Origin of the sequence: Microbacterium sp. NPDC077663 (assembly GCF_044542795.1) — a bacterium.
GTDB lineage: Bacteria > Actinomycetota > Actinomycetes > Actinomycetales > Microbacteriaceae > Microbacterium.
In genome coordinates this window covers 723,012-739,184 of the sequence record NZ_JBITVE010000001.1, presented here as the reverse complement: position 1 = coordinate 739,184, position 16,173 = coordinate 723,012, and the positions used below count along the sequence as shown (strand labels likewise).

The 16,173-nt window shown below is 71.3% G+C and carries 16 protein-coding genes and 2 riboswitches; of the genes, 10 read left to right on the top strand and 6 right to left on the bottom strand.

All coding sequences use genetic code 11. From position 1 onward, the window contains the following. Positions 1 to 4: 4 nt before the first annotated feature. Entirely contained in the window at positions 5 to 1,363 is a 1,359-nt protein-coding gene (locus ACIGEP_RS03565) for an L-serine ammonia-lyase (RefSeq protein WP_396660249.1), read from the bottom strand. Positions 1,364 to 1,443: 80 nt separating this feature from the next. Then, positions 1,444 to 1,537, bottom strand: a riboswitch (glycine riboswitch). Further along, positions 1,538 to 1,623: riboswitch (glycine riboswitch) on the bottom strand. 65 nt (positions 1,624 to 1,688) lie between these two features. Then, a complete protein-coding gene (locus ACIGEP_RS03560; RefSeq protein WP_396660248.1) occupies positions 1,689 to 2,861 on the bottom strand; it encodes a MarP family serine protease in 1,173 nt (390 codons plus the stop codon). A 140-nt stretch (positions 2,862 to 3,001) separates the two neighbouring features. Here ACIGEP_RS03560 and ACIGEP_RS03555 point away from each other — a divergent pair, with 140 nt between their 5' ends. From ACIGEP_RS03555 to ACIGEP_RS03530, 6 genes are read left to right on the top strand one after another with little or no spacing between them, the layout of a single operon-like run. Further along, on the top strand, positions 3,002 to 3,679 hold the full coding sequence (locus ACIGEP_RS03555) for an NUDIX hydrolase (protein WP_396660247.1): 678 nt from the start codon (positions 3,002 to 3,004) through the stop codon (positions 3,677 to 3,679). 15 nt (positions 3,680 to 3,694) lie between these two features. Then, entirely contained in the window at positions 3,695 to 5,008 is a 1,314-nt protein-coding gene (nadA, locus tag ACIGEP_RS03550; protein WP_396660246.1) for a quinolinate synthase NadA, read from the top strand. Next, on the top strand, positions 5,005 to 6,552 hold the full coding sequence (gene nadB / locus ACIGEP_RS03545) for an L-aspartate oxidase (protein WP_396660244.1): 1,548 nt from the start codon (positions 5,005 to 5,007) through the stop codon (positions 6,550 to 6,552). Before nadA ends, nadB begins: the two co-directional genes overlap by 4 nt. Beyond that, positions 6,552 to 7,409 carry a carboxylating nicotinate-nucleotide diphosphorylase gene (gene nadC, locus ACIGEP_RS03540; RefSeq protein ID WP_396660243.1) on the top strand — a complete coding sequence of 286 codons (858 nt, stop codon included), beginning with the start codon at positions 6,552 to 6,554 and terminating at the stop codon, positions 7,407 to 7,409. The genes nadB and nadC overlap by 1 nt, the downstream gene beginning before the upstream one ends. Before the next feature lies 1 nt (position 7,410). Beyond that, positions 7,411 to 8,550, top strand: coding sequence for a cysteine desulfurase family protein (locus ACIGEP_RS03535; protein WP_396660242.1), 1,140 nt, complete (start codon positions 7,411 to 7,413; stop codon positions 8,548 to 8,550). After that, complete coding sequence (locus ACIGEP_RS03530) at positions 8,550 to 9,512, top strand: glycosyltransferase family 2 protein (RefSeq protein WP_396660241.1); 963 nt, start codon at positions 8,550 to 8,552, stop codon at positions 9,510 to 9,512. Before ACIGEP_RS03535 ends, ACIGEP_RS03530 begins: the two co-directional genes overlap by 1 nt. 13 nt (positions 9,513 to 9,525) lie before the next feature. On the opposite strand, the gene ACIGEP_RS03525 is transcribed toward ACIGEP_RS03530, so the two are convergent. Beyond that, a complete protein-coding gene (locus ACIGEP_RS03525; RefSeq protein WP_396661008.1) occupies positions 9,526 to 11,403 on the bottom strand; it encodes an ABC transporter ATP-binding protein in 1,878 nt (625 codons plus the stop codon). 138 nt (positions 11,404 to 11,541) lie between these two features. Here ACIGEP_RS03525 and ACIGEP_RS03520 point away from each other — a divergent pair, with 138 nt between their 5' ends. Beyond that, positions 11,542 to 13,023, top strand: coding sequence for an MDR family MFS transporter (locus ACIGEP_RS03520; RefSeq protein WP_396660240.1), 1,482 nt, complete (start codon positions 11,542 to 11,544; stop codon positions 13,021 to 13,023). 37 nt (positions 13,024 to 13,060) lie between these two features. Here the strand turns inward: ACIGEP_RS03520 and ACIGEP_RS03515 are convergent, their stop codons facing one another. Next, a complete protein-coding gene (locus ACIGEP_RS03515) occupies positions 13,061 to 13,198 on the bottom strand; it encodes a hypothetical protein (RefSeq protein ID WP_396660239.1) in 138 nt (45 codons plus the stop codon). An 86-nt stretch (positions 13,199 to 13,284) separates the two neighbouring features. Here ACIGEP_RS03515 and ACIGEP_RS03510 point away from each other — a divergent pair, with 86 nt between their 5' ends. Then, a complete protein-coding gene (locus tag ACIGEP_RS03510) occupies positions 13,285 to 13,845 on the top strand; it encodes a type 1 glutamine amidotransferase domain-containing protein (RefSeq protein WP_396660238.1) in 561 nt (186 codons plus the stop codon). A 52-nt stretch (positions 13,846 to 13,897) separates the two neighbouring features. Here the strand turns inward: ACIGEP_RS03510 and ACIGEP_RS03505 are convergent, their stop codons facing one another. Next, a complete protein-coding gene (locus ACIGEP_RS03505) occupies positions 13,898 to 14,449 on the bottom strand; it encodes a copper resistance protein CopC (protein ID WP_396660237.1) in 552 nt (183 codons plus the stop codon). 136 nt (positions 14,450 to 14,585) lie between these two features. Between ACIGEP_RS03505 and ACIGEP_RS03500 the strand changes: the two genes are divergently transcribed. Then, positions 14,586 to 14,756, top strand: a complete 171-nt coding sequence (locus ACIGEP_RS03500) for a hypothetical protein (RefSeq protein ID WP_396660236.1) — start codon at positions 14,586 to 14,588, stop codon at positions 14,754 to 14,756. Between the two features lie 9 nt (positions 14,757 to 14,765). Here the strand turns inward: ACIGEP_RS03500 and ACIGEP_RS03495 are convergent, their stop codons facing one another. Continuing rightward, positions 14,766 to 15,686 carry a helix-turn-helix domain-containing protein gene (locus ACIGEP_RS03495; protein WP_396660235.1) on the bottom strand — a complete coding sequence of 307 codons (921 nt, stop codon included), beginning with the start codon at positions 15,684 to 15,686 and terminating at the stop codon, positions 14,766 to 14,768. A 126-nt stretch (positions 15,687 to 15,812) separates the two neighbouring features. On the opposite strand from ACIGEP_RS03495, the gene ACIGEP_RS03490 reads away from it, so the two are divergent. After that, positions 15,813 to 16,151, top strand: a complete 339-nt coding sequence (locus ACIGEP_RS03490) for an ATP-dependent DNA ligase (RefSeq protein ID WP_396660234.1) — start codon at positions 15,813 to 15,815, stop codon at positions 16,149 to 16,151. Positions 16,152 to 16,173 lie beyond the last annotated feature (22 nt).

The following is a 16,173-nucleotide window of genomic DNA, read 5'->3' as shown; positions in this document are numbered from 1 at the left end:
CCGCTCAACATTCCACGACGCTGACCGCGAGGCCGCCGAGCGCCGTCTCCTTGTACTTGCTGCTCATGTCGCGCCCCGTCTCGCGCATGGTCACGATGACCTCGTCGAGGGAGACCCGGTGGGTGCCGTCGCCCCACAGCGCCATCTTGGCGGCGTTGATCGCCTTGGCTGCGGCGATCGCGTTACGTTCGATGCACGGGATCTGCACGAGTCCGCCGATCGGGTCGCACGTGAGACCCAGGTTGTGCTCCATCGCGATCTCCGCGGCGTTCTCGACCTGGCGCGGCGTCCCGCCGAGCACCTCGGCGAGACCCGCCGCCGCCATCGACGAGGCCGAACCGACTTCGCCCTGGCAGCCGACCTCGGCGCCGGAGATCGAGGCGCGCGCCTTGTAGAGGACACCGATCGCCGCGGCTGTGAGCAGGAACGGCACGACGACCTCCGCGCGCGCACGCGTCGGCGCGGCGTAGTGGGTCGCGTAATGGAGGACGGCGGGGATGATGCCGGCCGCCCCGTTCGTGGGGGCGGTGACGATGCGTCCGCCCGAGGCGTTCTCCTCGTTGACGGCCAGCGCCACGAAGTTCACCCACTCCTGCCAGAGCCCCGGGTCATCGCCCGTCGGGTCGTCGCGCTGCAGGCGTTCATGCCAGGCGGGCGCCCGGCGCGGGACGCGCAGGCCGCCCGGCAGCATCCCCTTCCGCGCGGCACCCGAGGCGACACTGGCCGCCATGACGTCGGACAGGTGCAGGATGCCGGCGGTGATCTCGTCGTCGGTGCGCGACGCGAGTTCGTTGCGCCGCTGGATCTCTGCCATCGACGCGCTCTCGCGGTCGCAGTGGTCGAGCAGCTCGGCGGCCGTCTCGAAAGGGAACGGCACCGGGGCCGAGACAGCCTCGCCGGCCGCCTCGCCGTCGCGGACGATGAAGCCGCCGCCGGTCGAGTAGTAGACGGCGTCGTCGAGGAGGACGTCAGCGGCATCCCAGACCTGCAGCCGGAGGCCGTTGGTGTGCGCGGGCAGAACGGTCAGGGGGTGGAGGACGATGTCGTCCTCGCACAGCGGCACGTCGCCGACACCACCCAGGCGCACGCGGCGCTCCGACGAGATCGCGGCGGTCCTTTCTTCGACCTCGACGGGAAGCGCCTCTTCAGGCTGGCACCCCTCGAGTCCCAGCAGGACGGCCGTCAGCGTGCCGTGTCCGCGCCCGGTCGCCGCGAGCGAACCGTACAGATCCACCTGCACCCGGGCCGCGCGACGCGCGTCGATGCGCGAGACGAAGTCGGCCGCGGCGCGCATCGGTCCCACCGTGTGGGAGCTGGACGGACCGATGCCCACGGTGAACAGGTCGAACACGCCGATGCTCATGGACATCGCGTCGATCGAGCGGAGGGGAGGAAGAAGGGGGTCAACGGAACTCCTGACGGCGCAGCGGGGTGCGGGTGAGTTCCTCCCCCTCTGTCATCGGCCTGAGAGATTTCGCGGGCGATGCCCGCTTGCCCCGTCGGCGGGCACCACGTGGATGCCGCTTTTCAGAGTGACCATGTCGGCTCGGTACGGGGGCCTGAGAGATTCCGGGGAGGGATTGCTCCTTCGGCAGCCACGAGGGCTTCTCCCGAGCAGACGCGATGGTCCGGTATGCGGTTGTGAGCGCGAGCCTATCACCGGGGCGCCACGCGTCGATACGGCCCGATCAGTCCGTGTGGCAGGCGCCCGACGAGACGGTCGCGTCGCCCGGCGTGACCTCGAGCGCAGGCCGCAGCTCGTCGGTCGTCATCGCGTAGCCGCGGGTGGCGTCGTCTTTGCCGCGGGCGAACACGACGCCGGTCACCTCGCCGTCCTCGGTGAGAAGGGGGCCACCGGAGTTGCCGGGACGGACGTCCGCCTCCAGTGCGTAGATCTCGCGGGGCTGCGAGCTGTCCTCGTAGATGTCGGAGACGACTGCGCTGCCGACCGAGAGCACGTAGGCGGCGCTGCTCGTGAAGGGGCCGCCCAGCGGATATCCCTGCACGGCGACCGGAGTCCCCGCCGGGACCGGGTCGACGACCGTGAGCGGTTCGGCGTCGAGGCCGTCGACGCTGATGACGGCGAGGTCGTCGATCGGGTCGAAGTAGACGATCCGCCCCTCCTCGGCATCCCGTCCGGGAAGTTCCACCAGCGGCGCGTCGACGCCGGCGACGACATGCGCGTTGGTGACGACGAGGTCGTCGGCCACGACGAACCCCGATCCCGTCAGCGACGCACCGCACGCGTAGGCGTTCCCGCTGATGCGGGCGACGGATGCCGCGGCCCGCTCCAACTGCGGATCGTCGAGTGAGACGGGGGGCGCCGTCGGCTCCACCTCCGGGGCCAGCAGCTCTCCGACGCGCGGGATCCCCTCCGAGACGATGAAGCCGCGGAACTCGGCGAGCGCTGAGTCGACCGCGGGCGGCGTGAGCGCGTCGATCGCGCCGAGGACGCGAGAGGAGGCGACGGCGGGGGCGACCACCGGCATCCCGGACCCGATGATCGCGCCGCTCGTGAGCAGGAGGACGACGGCGGCGGCGACGGTGTTGACGACGCCGCCGAGGATGCGGTCGAGTGGCGCGAGCCGCGCGCGGTCGACGCCGCGGCGCAAGCGCCTGCCGACAGCGGTCCCGAGCGCGGCGAGGAGGATCACGATGGCGATCGCGATGATGGCGAGCACGAGGCTGCGGTACTCCCAGCCGGTGAAGGTCGGCGCGATGACGGGGGTGAGCCAGACGGCGAGCACGGCGCCCAGGACGATGCCGACGAGGGTGCCGGCCGTCGCCACGAGGCCGCGCAGGAGCCCGCCGAACAGTGCGGCGATGAGCACGAGCACGACGATGATGTCGACGACGAGCACGACGGGCCTCCCTTGACGAGTCCGCCCGGGAGAGCCGGCGGTTCCTCATGATCAGCGTAGGCCGCAACTGCTGGGAAATCGGTTCGTGTTGCGGTTCTGGTCACGGCGACTATAAGATCGTCATGGCAGTTAAGGTCACCATGACACGAACATCCTCCCCTCCCCCCATCGGCGTTGCCGTCTCAACCGTCATCTTCCGGTTGCGACACGAGGCCGACGATGCGCGCATCGAGCTTCCGCTCGTGCGACGGACACGCGACCCGCACGAGGGCCAGTGGGCGCTCCCCGGTGGATGGGTCGATCCCGTCGAGAATCTCGAAGCCACCGCATCCCGCACCCTGGCCGAGACCACCGGACTCGCCCCCAGCTACCTCGAGCAGCTCTACGCCTTCGGTGATGTCGGCCGCTCGCCCGGACGCGTCGTGTCGATCGTCTACTGGGCCCTCGTCCGCGAGGACGTCGCCGAGGCGACCGAGCAGCACAACGTGGCGTGGTTCGACGCGACGGCACTGCCGGTCCTGGCGTTCGACCACAACCACATCGTCGACTACGCCCTCTGGCGGCTGCGCAACAAGGTCGGCTACAGCCGCATCGCGCACGGGTTCCTCCCCGACCGCTTCACCCTCGCCGAGCTCCGGGAGGTCAACGAGGCCATCCTGGGACGCCGCCTGGACCCGGCCAACTTCCGGCGACAGGTCGAAGGGTCCGGCACCCTCATCCCGACCGACGACTTCCGCACGGGCAGCCACCGGCCCGCGCGGCTCTACCGCTACAACCAGGACGTCGAGCTGGCCGATCGTGGCCCGCTCCCGCAGTGAAGGACCCGAACCGACATGAGCGCCACCCCCATCACCCTGCAGCCCCGCCCGCTCGACCCGAGTGTCGACCACGAGATCCAGGCGATCGTGGCCGGCGACCTCACCACCGAGACGTGCAACACCGACCTCGCCGCGGGCCCGTGGACCTTCGACACCCGCCCCGGCTACGGTCCGGGCTCGTCGATGGGCGACGTGATCCCGACGGGGGCTCCGCGGCAGGGACAGCTCCCCGACGAGTACCGGGAGGCCGGCGAGGAGGAACTCGCCGGCCGGATCGTCGCGGCGAAGGCCGCACTCGGCGACCGCGTCGTGGTCCTCGGGCACTTCTACCAGCGCGAGGAGGTCGTCACCCACGCGGACTACGTCGGTGACTCGTTCCAACTCGCGAACGCGGCGCTCGAACACCCCGAGGCCGAGGCGATCGTCTTCTGCGGGGTCCACTTCATGGCCGAGACCGCCGACCTCCTTTCACGCCCCGAACAAGCCGTCATCCTGCCGAACCTCGCCGCCGGCTGCTCCATGGCGGACATGGCCGACATCGACCAGGTCGAGGAGTGCTGGGAGCAGCTCGCCGAGGTGTACGGCGACATGGACACCCCGGATGCCGAGGGGCTGCTCCCTGTCATTCCGGTCACTTACATGAACTCGTCCGCCGCCATCAAGGGGTTCGTCGGTCGTCACGGCGGCATCGTCTGCACGTCCTCCAACGCGCGCACGGTGCTCGAATGGGCGTTCGCCCGCGGCCGCCGGGTGCTGTTCTTCCCCGACCAGCACCTGGGGCGCAACACCGCGAAGGCCATGGGGGTGCCCCTCGAACGGATGCCGATGTGGAACCCGCGCAAGGCGCTCGGCGGCTCGTCCGAGACCGAGCTCGAGGAGGCCCGCGTCATCCTCTGGCACGGCTTCTGCTCGGTGCACCGCCGCTTCACCGTCGACCAGATCGATCAGGCGCGCGCGGAGCACCCGGACGTCCGCGTGATCGTCCACCCCGAATGCCCCATGGAGGTCGTCGACGCCGCCGACGAGGCGGGATCGACCGACTACATCCGCAAGGCGATCGCCGCCGCGACCGAGCCGACGACCTTCGCCATCGGCACGGAGATCAACCTCGTCCAGCGCCTCGCATCGCAGTTCCCGCAGCACGAGATCTTCTGCCTCGACCCCGTGGTGTGCCCGTGCTCGACGATGTACCGCATCCACCCCGGATACCTCGCCTGGGTGCTGGAGGGCCTTGTCGCCGGTGAGGTGCACAACCGCATCCAGGTCACGGCCGACGTGGCCGAGCCGGCGCGTGTCGCCCTCGAGCGGATGCTGGCGGCCAAGCCATGACCACCGCGATCGTCGTCGTCGGCTCAGGGATCGCGGGGTTGACGGCTGCGCTGCACGCCGACGCGGCCGGATGCGACGTCACGCTCGTGACGAAGGCGGCGGTCACCGAGGCGAACACGCGTTACGCGCAGGGCGGCATCGCCGGCGCCCTCTCCCCCGCGGACCGCACCGCCGACCACGCCCACGACACCCTCGTCGCGGGGGCGGGCCTGGCCGACCCCGCCGCCGTGACGGTTCTGGTCGAAGAGGGGCCACACCGCATCCGCGACCTGATCGCGGCGGGTGTCGCGTTCGACCGCGACGAGCACGGCACCCTGCGGGGCGGGCTCGAGGGCGCGCACTCCTTCCCCCGCATCCTCCACGCGGGCGGCGACGCGACCGGCGCCGAGATCGAGCGTGCGCTGGTCGCGCGCCTCCGCGAGAGCGGTGTGCGGCTGCGGGAGCACGCTTTCGTGACCGACCTCGTCCGTCGGGACGGCCGGGTCGTCGGTGTGGACCTGCACGGCGGCGACCGGCTCACCGCGGATGCCGTGATCCTCGCCACGGGCGGAGCGGGTGAGCTCTTCGCGCACTCCACCAACCCGACCGTGGCGACGGGGGACGGCATCGCTCTGGCCGCCCGCGCCGGTGCCGCCGTCCGCGACATGGAGTTCGTGCAGTTCCATCCCACGGTGCTCGCCATCGGCGACGCGTTCCTCGTGTCCGAGGCCGTCCGCGGCGAGGGCGCGGTCCTGCGCGATGAGAGCGGGCGGCGCTTCGCGATCGACGCGCACCCCGATGGAGAGCTGGCGCCGCGCGACGTCGTCGCGCGGGCGATCGCCACGGCGATGGCACGTCAGGGCGGGCGCCCCGTCCTGCTTGACGCGACCGCCGTCCACAGCGCCGACCCTGGTCACCGCGCGGCGTTCCTCGCCGCCCGGTTCCCGACGATCGACGCCGCCGTCCGTGCGCGCGGTCTGGACTGGGCACGCGAACCGATCCCGGTGACCCCGGCCGCGCACTACCTCATGGGCGGTGTCGTGACGGATCTCGACGGGCGGGCCGACGTTCCCGGTCTCTACGCCGTCGGCGAGGTCGCCTGCACCGGGGTCCACGGTGCGAACCGCCTCGCATCGAACTCCCTGCTCGAGGGCGCCGTGTTCGGCGCGCGTGCCGGCGCGGCGGCTGCCGTCGACGCCGCGCGCGCCTGGCCCGTTCCCGCGGTGGCGCCGGCGGGGGCCGGTGGGGAGTCGCCGGCCACCGGCATCCCGCATCCGCCGTTCTCGCGCCGCGCGCTGCAGGAGCTCATGTGGGCGGATGCCGGTGTGGCACGCGACGGCGCCGGTCTGGCGCGCGCGGGCCGCACCCTGGCCGCGTGGCAGGCGGAGATCGCGGCACCCGTCACCGTCCGCGAGCACGAGGAAGCCAATCTGCTGGAGGTCGCGCGGCTCGTCGTCGCTGCGGCGGACGCACGCACCGGATCCGTCGGCTCGCACCTGCGCACCGACGACGCCGCCATGACCGCCGAGGGTGACGCCCGCACCGATCTGGAAGGGGCCGCCTGATGCTCTCCGCCACCGTCATCGAGAACACCGTCCGTGCCGCCCTGGCGGAGGATGCGCCGTGGGGCGACCTGACGAGCGAGGCGCTGATCCCGGCATCCGCCACCGCGACGGCGGAACTCGTCGCCCGCGAGAGCGGCGTGTTCAGCGGCGGCGAGGTCTTCAGCGCGGCATTCTCGCTGACCGCCCCGCGGGTCGAGGTGCGCCTGCACGTGCCCGACGGCGCCCGCTTCGCCCCCGGCGACGTGCTGGCGACGGTCACGGGCCCCGCCCGGGCCGTGCTGACGGCCGAGCGCATCGGGCTGAACTTCGCGCAGCGGATGTCGGGAGTGGCGACGCTGACCGCGCAGTACGTGGACACGGTCGCCGGCACCGGTGTGCGGATCGCCGACACCCGCAAGACCACACCGGGACTGCGCGCCTTCGAGCGCCACGCCGTCCGCAGCGGCGGCGGCGCGAACCATCGGCACTCGCTCTCGGACGCCGTCATGGCCAAGGACAACCACCTCGCGGTCCTGGTCCGCTCGGGACTGTCGGTCACCGACGCGCTTCGCGAGGCGAAGACGCGCCTGCCCCACACGACGCACATCGAGGTCGAGGTCGATCGCCTCGACCAGATCGAGGCCGTCCTCGCCGCCGGGATCGGCACGATCATGCTCGACAACTTCTCCCTCGCCGACCTACGGACGGGTGTCGCGCAGGTCGCGGGCCGGGCGACCGTCGAGGCCTCGGGCGGCGTCTCTCTCGAGACCGTCCGTGCCATCGCCGAGACCGGCGTGGACGTCATCTCCGTCGGCGCCCTCACCCACTCCGCACGCGCGCTCGACTTGGGACTCGACGTCCGCATCGACGAGGTCTGACGTGCTCTACCTCGACCACGCCGCCTCGGGTCCTGTGCGCCCGGAGGTGCGCGCGGCGATGCTGCCCTTCCTCGGCGACCGCTTCGGCAATCCATCGAGCCATCACACGGTCGGTGAGGATGTCGCGGGGGCCCTCGAGGACGCCCGTCGCCGCGTCGCCGCGGTCGTCGGGATGCGACCGGGTGACGTGGTCTTCACCTCCGGGGCGACGGAGGCGAACAACCTCGCCGTCAAGGGCGTCGCCGTCGCCGCGCTCCTGCGGACAGGTCGACCGGGGCACGTCGTGACCACGGCGATCGAGCACGAATCCGTCCTGTCCTCGGTCGAGTATCTGCATCGCGTGCACGGCGTGGCCGTCACGCAGGTCGGAGTCGACCGGGACGGCGTCCTGTCGCCGGCGGCGCTGGCGGGCGCCCTGCGGGAGGACACCGTGCTCGTCTCGGTCGGTTATGCGAACAACGAGATCGGGACGGTGCAGGATGCCGCTGCCCTGACCGCCGTCACGGCGCCGGCCCGCATCCCGTTCCACCTCGACGCGGTCCAGGCGGCGGGGTGGCTCCCGCTGGCGGGGACGGGGGCCGACGCCCTGTCGCTGGCGGGCCACAAGATCGGCGCGCCGCAGGGGGTCGGCGTGCTCGCGATCCGCGGCCGCGTGCCCCTCGAGCCCCTGCTCCACGGCGGCGGGCAGGAGCGCGATCGCCGCAGCGGCACCCAGAACGTCGCGGGCGCGGTGGGCTTCGCCGTCGCGCTGGAGCTCGCCGAACAGGAGAGAGCGGATGCGGCGGCCCGCGTCGCCGCGATGCGCGACGCGTTCATCGACCGGGTTCGCGAACGGGTCCCCGAGGCGTCGCTGACGGGTCATCCGTCGCGGCGCCTGCCGGGGACGGCGAGTTTCACCTTCGAGGGGGTCAGCGGCGAGGCGATCCTGCTCGAACTCGAACGGCGGGGTGTGGTGTCCTCGAGCGGATCGGCGTGCGCCGCCGGCAGCGACGAACCGTCGCACGTCCTCGTGGCCCTGGGTGTCGCGCCGGAGGTCGCCCAGACCTCGGTGCGGTTCAGCTTCGGTCACCACGCCGTCGGCGACCCCGCACCGATCGCCGACGCGGTCGCGGCATCCGTCGCGGCGGTACGATCGCGATGATGACCTCCCCGACCGTCACCGTCATCGTGCCCGGACGCGATGTGGGCGCCTTCGTCGATGACGCCCTGGCCTCGCTCCGGGCCCAGACCCGCGGCGACTTCCGCGTGATCCTCGTCGACGACGCCTCGCGCGATCGGACCGCCGAGGTCTTCGCCGAGGTCGCCGCCGCCGACCCGCGGTTCCAGCTCCTCCGCCACGAGGTCGCGCGCGGCCTGGGCGCATCGCGCAACGAGGCGCTCGAGCGCGTCGAAACCCCGTTCGTCGGGTTCTTCGACGCCGACGACGTCATGACGCCGCATGCTCTCGAGTCGCTCGTCGGCAGCCTCGAGCACTCCGGCAGCGAGGTCGCCGTCGGTGCCTACGTCCGGTTGCGAGCGGATGCCGCCGGCCACTACTCCCCCGGCGTCGTCCAGCCGTGGGTGGCCGCCTCGACGACTCCCGCCCGGCGCGGGACGACCCTCGCCGAGCACCCGGACGTCTCGGGGAACATCGTCGCCTGGTCCAAGGTCAGCCGCACCGAACTCTGGCGCCGCGAGCACCTGCGGTTCACCGAGGAGCGGGCGTACGAGGACCAGGTGGTCGCCCAGCAGCTGTACGTCTCGGCCCGCGGGATCGATGTGCTCCCCGACGTCGTCGTCCAGTGGCGCGAGCGCGCCGACGGGACCTCGATCACGCAGCGCCGGCACGCCGTGCCGGTGCTGCAGGACTACCTGGACGGGATGCGTGGGGGCCTCGCCGTCCTCGACGCGGGCGAACACGCCGCCGCGGCGCGGTCGCGCGTCCGACTCATCCTCGGCATGGACGTGCCCGCGCTGGTCCGGGTCGCCGAACACCATCCCGACGACGAGTACCGCCGTCTGCTCGGGGCGTTCACCCGCGACCTGTCGGAGCGTGCGGAGCGCGACGGCATCGCTCTCGACGCCGACTCCGCGGCGCTGCGCGCCGCCGCCCTCGCGTGGTGAAGGCGACGGCCGGCTAAATCGCGCCTTCGATGCGCCCCGCGGCGATCTGCTGCGCCGCCAATTCGGCGTACAGCCCGTCGCGGGCGAGGAGTTCGGCGTGCGTGCCCGATTCGACGATGCGCCCGCCGCTGACGACGTGGATGACGTCGGCGGCGACCACCGTCGAGAGCCGGTGCGCGATCGACAGGGTGGTCCGCCCGCGAGCCGCCTCGTCGATCGCCTCCTGGACAACGCGCTCCGACACGGTGTCCAACGCCGAGGTCGCCTCGTCGAGCAGCAGGACGGGAGGGTCCTTCAGCAACACGCGCGCGATCGCGATGCGCTGCTTCTCGCCGCCGGAGAGCCGGTATCCGCGCTCGCCGACGATCGTGTCGTATCCGTCCTCGAATCCCATGACGACGTGATGGATGTTCGCCGCAACGCAGGCGGCCTCGATCTCGGCATCCGTCGCGTCCGGGCGCGCATAGCGCAGGTTGTCGCGGATCGAGGCATGGAAGAGGTAGGTCTCCTGCGACACGATCCCGATGCGGTCGATGATCGAGGCGTGGGTGAGACTGCGTACGTCCGCGCCCGCGAACAGGACGGTCCCCGCCACGGGTTCGTAGAGGCGCGGGGCCAGGTAGAGGATCGTGGTCTTCCCGGCCCCCGACGGACCCACGAACGCGATGTGCTGGCCGGGCTCGGCGACGAAGGACACGCCGTCGAGCGTCGCGGGGCTCTGCGGTCCGGCATCCGGATACCGGAAGGACACATCGCGGAACTCGATGCGGCCGAGCGGTCCCGGCGCGGCGGTGACCTCGATCGCGTCGGCGCGGTCGGTGATGGCGGGGCGCAGGTCGAGGTACTCGAAGATGCGCGCGAACAGTGCCCGGGACGTCTGGAGGTCCAACGCGACCCTCATAAGGCCCATCAGCGGCATCAACAGGCGGGCCTGCACCGTGGTGAAGGCGACGACGGCGCCCGCCGTGATCGCGGGCCCCCCGCCGCTGATGAAGAGCCCGGCGACGAGGTAGATGATCGCCGGCACCGAGGACATGATGATCTGCACGACGGCGAAGAAGCCCTGCCCGCTCATCGCCTGCCGCACCTGCAGCCCGATCTGGGTGCGGTTCTCGGCGGCGTAGCGCTCGGACTCGGCCCGCTGGCGGTTGAAGGACTTCGACAGCAGGATGCCGGAGACGCTCAGGGTCTCCTGCGTGATGGCGCTGAGCTCCGACAGCGACTCCTGGGTCTGCCCGGCGATGCGCGCACGCACCTGGCCGACGCGACGCTGGACGAGCACCAGGACCGGCATCATGACGACCGCGATGAGGGTCAACCGCCAGTCGATCAGGACCATGGCCACCAGCGCCGAGATGACCGTCACCGTGTTGCCGAGGATGCTCGTGACGGTGTTGGTGAGCACGCCGGAGACGCCCCCCACGTCGTTCTGCAGCCGCGACTGGATGACCCCGGTCTTGGTCCGGGTGAAGAAGCCGAGATCCATCGCCTGCAGATGCTCGAACATCCGCACCCGGAGGTCGCCCGTGACCCGGTTCCCGACCGTCGAGGTCAGCCAGGTCTGGGCGATCCCGAGCCCGGCGCCGAGGACGAACAGGGCGATCATCGACAGGACGAGCACGCCGAGGAGCCCGATACGGGGCGCGGAGCCGTCGACGGGGAAGAGCGCATCGTCGAAGATCCGCTGGACGATCAGCGGCGGGATCACCCCCACCGCCGCCCCGAGGACGACGAGCACCGCCGTCACCACGAGTCGGCGACGGTAGGGCAGGAACAGGGCGGCCACGCGCCGGCCGAGGTCCGGGATCTGCGGCGCCGAGGCGTTGCGACGCCGCTGGGCCTGCTCGTCGACGGCCCGGAACCCGCCCCGCCCGCCGCCGGGTCCGCCCATGCTCATTCCGTCACCATAACCCCGCCCGCAGATCCGGGCGCCGCCTCGGGAATGCCCGGCTCACCGCATCCGTTAAGCTGAACGGCTCGTCTCGGGCTCGGCAACCCCCGCCGCATCCCGCCCACTCGAAGGATCCCCGTGCCCCTTTCGGACACCGCTTCCACCCCCGCCGTCACCTCCGCCGCGCGCCCCGCCAAGACCGGTCCGGTCATCGCGCTGCTCGTCGTCGCCGCATTCGTCGTCATCTTGAACGAGACGACGATGTCGGTCGCTCTCACCGACATCGTCGCGGACCTGGACATCACCGTCGCCACGGGTCAGTGGCTGACCACCGGGTTCCTCCTGACGATGGCCGTCGTCATCCCGCTGACGGGATACCTGCTCGAGCGTTTCCCGCTGCGCTCGGTCTTCTTCGCCGCGATGAGTCTCTTCGCCGCGGGCACGCTCATCGCCGCGCTCGCGCCCGGCTTCGGCTTCCTGCTCACCGGACGCATCGTGCAGGCCAGCGGCACGGCGATCATGTTGCCGCTCCTGTTCACGACGGTGCTCAACATCGTTCCGCCGTCGCACCGGGGACGGATGATGGGCCTCATCTCCGTCGTCATCGCGGTGGCACCGGCGATCGGCCCGACGGTCTCGGGCGTGATCCTGTCGACGCTGACCTGGCATGCGATCTTCTGGGTCATGCTGCCCATCGCCCTCCTCGCCCTGGGGCTCGGAGCGGTCTGGGTCAAGAACGTCACCACCACGCGACCCGACGCACGCTTCGACGTGCTCTCGGTGCCGCTCTCCGCCCTCGGGTTCGGCGGGCTCATCTACGCGTTCAGCGCGATCGGCGAGTCGGCTTCCGGGCACTCTCCGGTGCCCGCCTGGATCCCCCTCGCCGTGGGCGCCGTGTCGCTCGTGCTCTTCGTCCTGCGCCAGCTTCACCTGCAGAAGAGCGACAGCGCCCTCCTCGACCTCCGCACGTTCCAGACGCGCGCGTTCTCGCTCGCGATCGTGCTCGTCGTCATCGTCTTCATGGCGCTGTTCGGGTCCATCATCCTGCTTCCCATCTATCTGCAGCAGGTCCTCGGCCTCGACGTCCTCGGGGTGGGCCTCGTCCTACTCCCCGGCGGCATCCTCATGGGGGCGATGGCACCGTTCGTCGGGAACGCGTTCGACCGCTTCGGGCCGACCCCCCTCGTGATCCCGGGGATGGTGTTGGCCGCCGCCGCCCTGTGGGGGATGACGGTCTTCGGTCCGGACACCGGCGTCGCCTTCGTCGTCGCGGTGCACCTCACGCTGAGCCTCGGCCTCGGTTTGACCTTCACACCGCTCATGACCTCTGCGCTCGGCTCGCTGCCCCGCCGGTTCTACCCGTACGGCTCAGCGACGGTGGGAACACTGCAGCAGGTCGCCGGCGCCGCCGGCACCGCGGTCTTCGTCGCGATCATGACCGTCGTCACGGCCGGTGCCGTCGCCGACGGGAGCGACGAGGTCCTGGCCAAGGCCGACGGGGTCCACGCGGCATTCCTCGTCGGTGCGATCGTCGCCACCGCAGCGGTCGCGCTCGCTCTCTTCGTTCGCAAGCCGGCCGAACAGGACGACGCCGACGGGCCGCTGCCTGCGGCCCACTGATCGCCGGATCCCGGCCTCTGAGTCCGGATCGCGGGCGTCAGTCGATGCTGCAGGCGCCTCCGCCGCAGCACGAGGCGCCCTGGTCGAGGATCTGCAGAGCCGGCTTCTCGTCCGCGGTGTCCGGCGTCGTGGCGACGGGCTGCAGGGTCGGGGTCGGCAGGTTCGAGGTGGCCATGACGATCAGCCTACGCCGCATAAACCCGGTCCGGGCCGCGGTCAAGGCCCGTCGGCCGCGTGCGTTGGCGGCGTAGCGTTCCGGGCATGAGCACCTCGAACGGAACCCTCAGCGGAAAGCGTGTCGCGTTCGTCGCGACCGACGGATTCGAAGACAGCGAGCTGACCTCGCCGTGGCAGGCAGTGACGGATGCCGGTGCGACGGCGGTCCTAGTCGCACCCGCTGCCGGCACCATCACGGGGAAGAACGGGCACGAACAGCCCGTCGATGCGACGACGGCCGATGCGGAGGCTGCGGACTTCGACGCGCTCGTGCTCCCCGGCGGTGTCGTGAACGCCGACGACCTGCGCCTCGACGAGGCCGCGGTCCGGTTCGCGCGCGACTTCTTCGCGCAGCACAAGCCGGTGGGCGCCATCTGCCACGCCGCCTGGCTGCTCGTCGAAGCCGACGTCCTGGGCGGCCGGACGCTCACGAGCTACCCCAGTCTGCGCACGGACCTCGTCAACGCCGGCGCGACCTGGCAGGACGAGGAGGTCGTGGTGGACGCGGGGCTCGTTTCGAGCCGTACGCCCGATGACCTCCCCGCCTTCGACGCGAAGCTCGTCGAGGAGATCGCCGAAGGCCGGCACGCCGCGCAGACCGTCTGATCGAGCGGATGCCGCACGCCCGCACACACGCGGACGTGCGGCATCCGCTGTCTCAGTCTTCGGCCCCGCCCGACCGGCGACGCGACAGGACGACCCACACGAAGATCGCCACGACGACCACCGCGATCACCGAGCCCACGACGACCGGGACCACCGCGCCGTCGTCCTCGGGGGCGGACGCACCGGCGACGTCGTCGGAGGTGATGGGAGCGCCACCGCCGACCGTGAACGGGACGGTCCCACTGATGGGGTGACCGTCGCTGGAGACCACACGCCACTCGACGACGTATCCGGCTGCCGGCAGACCGGCGGCGAGCGGAAGGGTCAGCGTGTTGGTGTCGATGACGGGGTCGCCTTCCGCCCAATCACGGCCCGAGGCATCGAACACGGCGACCGTCGCCCCCTCGGTCATGATGGCCGCCGAATAGGTGAGGGTGATCTCTGCGGGCGCCTCGGCGAGGTCGCCACCGGCGTCCGGCGAACTGCCGACGAGCTCGTCGTGCGCCGCGGCGGGGTGCGCGACGGTGAGGACCGCGGCCAGTGCGAGGACGATGCCGACGAGGGCGGCGCGGACGGCGGCAGGGAGAGACCAGAGGGCACGCATGCCTCGAGTCTGCCGTGCTCGCCTATGCGACAGGTCCGAGCCGCCCGCTAGCCGCAGAGCGAGGGCAGCACAAGGCAGGCGGGCACCACGGCTGGGGGCGATACGGTGCTGGGGCGACACGACGAGAGGACCGATCATGACGGATGAATACGTGGGAGTGGAACGTCCCGAGGACCGAGGCGCGCCGAGCGCCGAGTATGAGGTGCTCGTCAGCGAGCATGACGGTGTCACGCGCATCGACATCGCCGACGATGCCGTGGCGCGCCCCGGCCCCGGACCGGGGCAGCCCGAAGCCGACCAGGACTGAGGCAGCGGTTCACAACCCCAGCAGCTCGCCCGGTGTGATGCCATAGGCCTGGAGGTGGCGCCGGATGAAGGCGTCCTCGGTGAACCCCCATCGCGCGGCGATTCCGCCGACGGTCGCCGAGCCGCCGATGGGCGATCGGACGAGGTCGGCGTGCGCGGCATCCAATCGGACCGCACTCAGGTGCTCAGCGGGCGTGCGCCCGGCGAGGGAATGGGTCTGGAATGCGCGCGCCAGGGCGGCCGAGCCGACGCCGGCGGCCGCGGCAGCATCGTCGATCGTGATGGGCAGGGACGCGTGATCCTCGAGGAAGGCGACCGCCGCGCGGTAGGCGTTCTGCTGCTGCTCGACCGTCTCGCGTCGGACGCGGGCGTCGTCGACTACGGCGAAGGCCTCGAGAGTGGAGACCGCGAGAGAGCGGAAGACGGACGCGCGGACGAGGTCGTTGGCGAGCAGCGGCTGCGCATCGAACGCCATCGCTGCGGCGGACTGCCAGACGGCGGACAGGGACCGGGACGACGCCGAAGGGCCGGCGAACGACAGGGTCAAGGTGTCGTCGTTGTACACGGTTCGGGCGACGGACGTCAGCTCATGAACGGGCAGCGCCACCACCCGGACACGCGCGTCCTGGAGCCGGCAGTGCAGCGTGCCGGGCTGGAAGAGTACCGGTGCGTGTGCGGTGCCGCGGACGCCGCCGACCTCCCACTCGTACCGGTCCGCGCTCTGCACGACGATGACCGCTTCCAGATCGCACGACGCACGGTATCCGCCCCCGACGTGCAGTCGCCGCAGATCGAACCGCTCGTCGCCCATGCTCGACTCGTCGAACACGAGATCGTCGGCATCGAGCTGGACCTTGCCGTAGCTGCGACCGATGTACTCCTCGGCTTCGCCGACGTCCGCTGAACGGAAGTGCTCCTCGAGCACGCTCATGGGTCTCCTCGCACCGGCGCCCTCCTCACCACTCTACGGCCACACGAGGACGCCAGGCCGGCGCGCTGTCGTGCGCGATACGGATATGCGTGCGCATAATGGATACTCCGGCGCAGAAGGAGTCCCGTGGGAAAATTCATCTACAACGAGCGCATCCGTGTGGAGTTCGAGGATCGCATCCTCGCCCACCTCCAGGTCGTCATCACGACCAAGCTACGCCGCGGCGAGGCGTTCACCTTCATGTGGCGGAACGACCAGAGCATCGGGGAGGGCCGTCAAGTCGTCTGGCTCCACCCCGGCGCAGACCTCAATTTCCAGTACTTCGGGAGCCGACAGCCGAGCCTCAACCCTGCCTGGCTCGACGCGCTGAGCTACGTCGCGAACTCACCGTCCGGGCTCTATCTCGTGCCCGAACCGCAGGGCGCAGCGGCCGCCGGCGTCGGCTCACCGGAGCGAACCGGCTGATGCGCTCGGGTGCCGGCGGAAG